Annotated in this window: 4 protein-coding genes; 3 read left to right on the top strand and 1 reads right to left on the bottom strand. The window is 67.8% G+C overall.

The features are described from left to right. Positions 1 to 522, bottom strand: a 522-nt coding sequence (locus AC08OQ_RS09240) for a GNAT family N-acetyltransferase (protein WP_476611986.1), incomplete at its 3' end; no start/stop codon positions are given. Between the two features lie 411 nt (positions 523 to 933). Between AC08OQ_RS09240 and AC08OQ_RS09245 the strand changes: the two genes are divergently transcribed. The 3 genes from AC08OQ_RS09245 to AC08OQ_RS09255 all read left to right on the top strand — a co-directional run bounded on the left by AC08OQ_RS09245 (position 934) and on the right by AC08OQ_RS09255 (position 5,166). Next, positions 934 to 2,469, top strand: a complete 1,536-nt coding sequence (locus AC08OQ_RS09245) for an AMP-binding protein (protein ID WP_476605262.1) — start codon at positions 934 to 936, stop codon at positions 2,467 to 2,469. A 371-nt stretch (positions 2,470 to 2,840) separates the two neighbouring features. Then, positions 2,841 to 3,791, top strand: a complete 951-nt coding sequence (locus tag AC08OQ_RS09250; RefSeq protein WP_462188323.1) for an HpcH/HpaI aldolase/citrate lyase family protein — start codon at positions 2,841 to 2,843, stop codon at positions 3,789 to 3,791. 175 nt (positions 3,792 to 3,966) lie between these two features. Beyond that, on the top strand, positions 3,967 to 5,166 hold the full coding sequence (locus AC08OQ_RS09255; protein ID WP_476600083.1) for an acyl-CoA dehydrogenase family protein: 1,200 nt from the start codon (positions 3,967 to 3,969) through the stop codon (positions 5,164 to 5,166). The last annotated feature ends 5 nt before the right edge of the window (positions 5,167 to 5,171 follow it).

Here is a 5,171-nt window from a genome sequence, read left to right on the forward strand (position 1 = left end):
GGTCAGTGCGGCGTCTTCGGTGGCGTGGTTGGCGGCGGAGAGTGCGGCAACCCGCAGAAACCGCTCAGCGAGCGGAGCGGAGTCGTCCCCCCACGCCTGCTGTCGGACCGACCACCCTTCTAGGCGGTGATCGAAACCGAGCCTACGCGCAAGCTCGGTACCGACCGAACCGGACACGACGAGCGTGGTGCACCCCAGTAAAGCGGCCTGCCGGTCCAGAGCCCTCACGAGTGTCTCGGCGACGCCGGCCGGCGTCTCGGGAGCGATCACGAGTGCCTCAAGGCGCGCCGCGGAGGGCAGTCGGGTCCAGCAGGAAGAAGCATCGAGGACCGCGGCCCCAAGCAGCCGGTCCGCGTCCTCGGCGAGGAGGACCCGCCACCTGGGCTGGGTGAGCAATCCGCGGAGCCACCCGCTGTCGAGGCGAGGGCGGGGCTGTGTGCCGAGTAGGTCGTGGCCGGTGGCAAGCAAGCCGGCCAGGCGATCGATGTCGCCGTCAGTCGCTGTCCGAAGAGAAGCAGACACCAGGGTTTCCTTCCGATCCTCACCAAGCTCGTCAGCAGGTCGTCGATGTAGTACTCGCGGACGACTCGGTGCGCGGGCGCACCCGGCATGTCCAGCACAATGCTCGCGCGGCTTGTCCGGACAACTGCGCCGCCCGGAACGCGCAAGGCTGCCTGGGTGAACATTGCAAACAGTTGTTCCTAACGAACCTGTTCCTCACGAACCACCCGGCGTAGCCACACCGCGAGCAGCTCGACAGCACCGACGGCGGCGGCCTGACCGGGCCCGCGCCGACGTCGTGTGGCGGGTGGGTGCAAGCGCCTGTCGCCGGCGTACAAGCCCTCGCCGTTTACCGTGCCTACACTTTGGGATCACACTCGATTCGACCGGTGAGGTTCGGCAGCACCGCCCACAGCCCCCTGGAGGCCAGCGATGTTGGTGCCTTTCGGTGCACGTGATTTCCTTGATCGAGCGGTCGCGGTGTACGGCAGACGTGTCGGTGTCGTGGATGAACCGGACCAGCCCGCCCAGCCGTGGCCGGACCTGACCTACTCCCGCCTGGGTGAGACCGCCCGTGCGCAGGCGGCGGGCCTGGACGCCTTAGGCGTGGGCCACGGTGAGCGCGTCGCGATCGTGGCGCACAACAGCGCCCGCCTGCTCGCGTCGTTCTTCGGTGTCAGCGGGTACGGCCGGGTGCTCGTCCCGGTGAACTTCCGTCTCTCGCCGGAGGAGGTCAGCTACATCGTCGAGCACTCCGGCTCCGATGTACTGCTCATCGACCCCGAGCTGGAGGAGAAGCTCTCCGGCGTGACCGCGAGGCAGAAGTTCGTGCTGGGCGCCGAGAGCGACGCCGAATTCTACCGCTTCGACACCGAGCCCACGCCGTGGGAGCCGGACGAGAACGCCACCGCCACGATCAACTACACCAGCGGCACGACCGCGCGGCCCAAGGGCGTGCAGATCACCCACCGCAACATCTGGGTCAACGCGGTCACCTTCGCGCTGCACGCCGGTGTCACCGACCGCGACGTCTACCTGCACACGCTGCCGATGTTCCACGCCAATGGCTGGGGCATGCCGTTCGGCATGACCGGTCTCGGCGTCCAGCAGGTGGTGCTGCGCAAGATCGACGGCCCGGAGATCCTGCGCCGCGTGGAGCAGCACGGCGTCACCGTGATGTGCGCCGCGCCGGCTGTGGTCAACGCCGTGCTCGACGCCGTCCGGGACTGGGACGGCGAGGTCCCCGGCCGCGACCGCGTGCGGGTCATCTGCGCGGGTGCTCCGCCGCCCACCAAGACGATCCAACGGGTCGAGGAGGAGCTCGGCTGGGAGTTCATCCAGATCTACGGCCTCACCGAGACCTCGCCGCTGCTCACGATCAACCGTTCCCGCGTGGAGTGGGACGACCTGCCGCCCGAGGATCGCGCGGGCAAGCTCGTCCGTGCGGGTGCGTCCGCTCTGGGCGTCACGCTCAAGCTCTCGGACTCCGGTGAGGTGCTGGCCCGCTCCAACGTGGTCCTGGCGGGCTACTGGGAGCGGCCGGAGGAGTCGGCCAGGGCCCTGGCGGGCGGCTGGTTCCACACCGGTGACGGCGGCGTGATCGACGACGAGGGCCACCTGACGATCAGTGACCGCAAGAAGGACGTGATCATTACCGGCGGTGAGAACGTCTCGTCGATCGAGGTCGAGGACTGCCTGTTCAGCCACCCGGCGGTGGCCGAGGTCGCGGTGATCGGCGTGCCCGACGAGAAGTGGGGTGAGACGATCAAGGCGCTGGTCGTGCTCGCCGAGGGCCGGACGGCGACCGAGGCGGAGCTGATCAAGCACTGCAAGGAGCGGCTCGCCGGCTACAAGGCACCCACCTCGGTGGAGTTCCGCGACCAGCTTGCCCGTACCGCCACCGGCAAGCTGCAGAAGTTCAAGCTGCGCGCCCCGTACTGGGAGGGCCACGAGCGCCAGGTCAACTGATCCGACCGGAAGCGAACCCGGCCATGGGACGAAGGCGGACGGCGCCCGAGGCGCCGCGCCGACGGATCCGGTACCTTACCTGCACCTTACATAAGGTGACGAATGTGGCGCGCATGGTGAGCGCGAATCGGATGCCCGGCGTGGGGGACTGTGATAAAACCTAGATGCACAATCCAAGATTATCGGATGGGCTAATATCGGGCTACCGGGCGATTTCTGTGATCGGGCGGTCGCGACCTGTGGAGACCCTTGGTAGGGAGTGCGGGGGCCGCGCTGACGGATGACGAAGCCTCGGTTCCGCGTCGATGTCCCTGTCCGCTGGGTGTTCGTCCGTTCGTCGAGATTCGGCCTGTGAGAGATGTGGGGTAGTCGTGTCGCTGCGTTCGCGCCGGTCGTGTCTGGCCGTTCCCGGCTCGTCGCCGAAGATGCTGGGCAAGGCCCAGGGGTTGCCGGCCGATCAGGTGTTCTGTGACCTGGAGGACTCGGTGGCTCCCGGCGCGAAGGAGTCAGCGCGGGCGAACGTGGTCGCGGCGCTGAACGAGGGCGCCTGGGCGGGGAAGACCCGGGTGGTGCGGGTCAACGACCTGACCACGCGCTGGACCTACCGCGACGTGATCGAGGTGGTGGAGGGCGCGGGGGCGAACCTGGACTGCGTGATGCTGCCTAAGGTGCAGTCGGCGGAGCAGGTGGCGTGGCTGGACCTGCTGCTCACCCAGATCGAGAAGGTCATGGGGCTCGAGGTGGGCCGGATCGGGATCGAGGCGCAGATCGAGAATGCGCTGGGGCTGTCGAACGTCAAGGAGATCGCGTTCGCGAGCCCGCGGATCGAGACGATCATCTTCGGCCCGGCGGATTTCATGGCGTCGGTGAACATGCCGTCGCTGGTGGTGGGGGCGCTCAGTCCGGACTATCCGGGTGACCCATTTCACTATGTGCTGTTCAAGATTCTCGAGGCCGCGCGCGCCCGCGGGGTGCAGGCGATCGACGGGCCGTTTCTGCAGATCCGTGATGTGGACGGGTTCCGGGCGGTGGCGGGCAGGTCCGCGGCGCTCGGGTTCGACGGCAAGTGGGTGCTGCACCCAGGCCAGATTGAGGCGGCCAACGAGATCTACGCGCCCCGGCAGGCCGACTACGACCATGCCGAGCTGATCCTGGAGGCCTATGCCTGGCACACCTCGGCCGCGGGCGGTCTGACCGGTGCGGTGATGCTCGGCGACGAGATGATCGACGAGGCGAGCCGGAAGATGGCCGAGGTCGTCGCGGGCAAGGGCCGCGCCGCGGGGATGCAGCGTACGGTGAAGTTCGAACCACCGGTCGGCTGAATCCGCCCGAGTCGGGGCGGATCGGCGCGCCCGGCGCGTGGCGCGTGGCGCGTGGCGCGTGGCGCGTGGCGCGTGGCGCGTGGCGCGTGGCGCGTGGCCATGATGAAACCATCCCGCTGCCTGAGTGCGTTTCTGCTCTCCCCTCAGGCATCGGGGGCAGCGACAGGAGCGGAACATGGGCAGGATCGCGCAGACCGACGGTCTGACCGATGTGCAGCGGGACATCCTTGCGGCGGTACGGACCTTCGTCGACAAGGAGATTCTTCCCCATGCGAACGACCTCGAGCATCGGGATGAGTATCCCGAGGACATCATCGAGGCGATGAAGGAGATGGGCCTGTTCGGCATCACCATCCCGGAGGAGTACGCCGGGCTCGGCGAGTCCCTGCTGACCTACGCGCTCGTCGTGGAGGAGATCGCCCGCGGCTGGATGAGTGTCTCCGGGGTCATCAACACCCACTTCATCGTCGCCTACCTGATCCTCCAGCACGGCTCGGAGGAGCAGAAACGGCGGCTGCTCCCGGTCATGGCCACCGGCGAGCTCCGCGGGGCGTTCTCGATGAGCGAACCGGGCTGCGGCTCCGACGTTTCCGCGATCACCACCCGGGCCGACCGGGACGGCGACGACTACGTGCTCAACGGCCAGAAGATGTGGCTGACGAACGGCGCCCGCGCCGGCGTCGTCGCCACCCTGGTCAAGACCGACGAGGGCGCCCAGTCGGTCTACCGGAACATGACGACGTTTCTCCTGGAGAAGGAACCCGGGTTCCGGACGCACGGCGGGATCACCATCCCGGGAAAGCTGGAGAAACTCGGGTACAAGGGGGTCGAGACCACCGAGATGGTGCTGGTCGACCATCGGGTGCCCGCGTCGGCGATCCTCGGCGGCGAGGACGGCCGGGGCCAGGGTTTCTACCAGATGATGGACGGCGTGGAGGTCGGCCGGGTCAACGTCGCCGCGCGGGCCTGCGGGATTATGATCCGGGCGTTTGAGCTGGGCATCGCCTACGCTCAGCAGCGGCGGACGTTCGGTCGGCCTATCGCGGAGCATCAGGCCATCGCGTTCAAGCTCGCCGAGATGGCGACCAAGGTGGAGGCCGGGCATCTGATGATGGTCAGCGCCGCCCGCAGGAAGGACGACGGGCAGCGCAACGACGTCGAGGCCGGGATGGCCAAGTACCTTGCCAGCGAGTACTGCCACGAGGTGACGACCGAGGCTTTCCGGATCCACGGCGGCTACGGCTACTCCAAGGAGTACGAGATCGAGCGCCTGTACCGGGAGGCCCCCTTCATGCTCATCGGAGAGGGGACCTCCGAGGTACAGAAGCGCATCATCAGCCGGGCATTGCTGAAGGAGTACCAGCTTCCGGGCTGAGGGGA

The organism is Frankia sp. CcCS3, from assembly GCF_977927575.1.

Bases quoted from the DNA above. Each gene is read 5' to 3' on its own strand.
- AC08OQ_RS09245 (WP_476605262.1), top strand. From the start codon at position 934: ATGTTGGTGCCTTTCGGTGCACGTGATTTCCTTGATCGAGCGGTCGCG.
- AC08OQ_RS09255 (WP_476600083.1), top strand. From the start codon at position 3,967: ATGGGCAGGATCGCGCAGACCGACGGTCTGACCGATGTGCAGCGGGAC.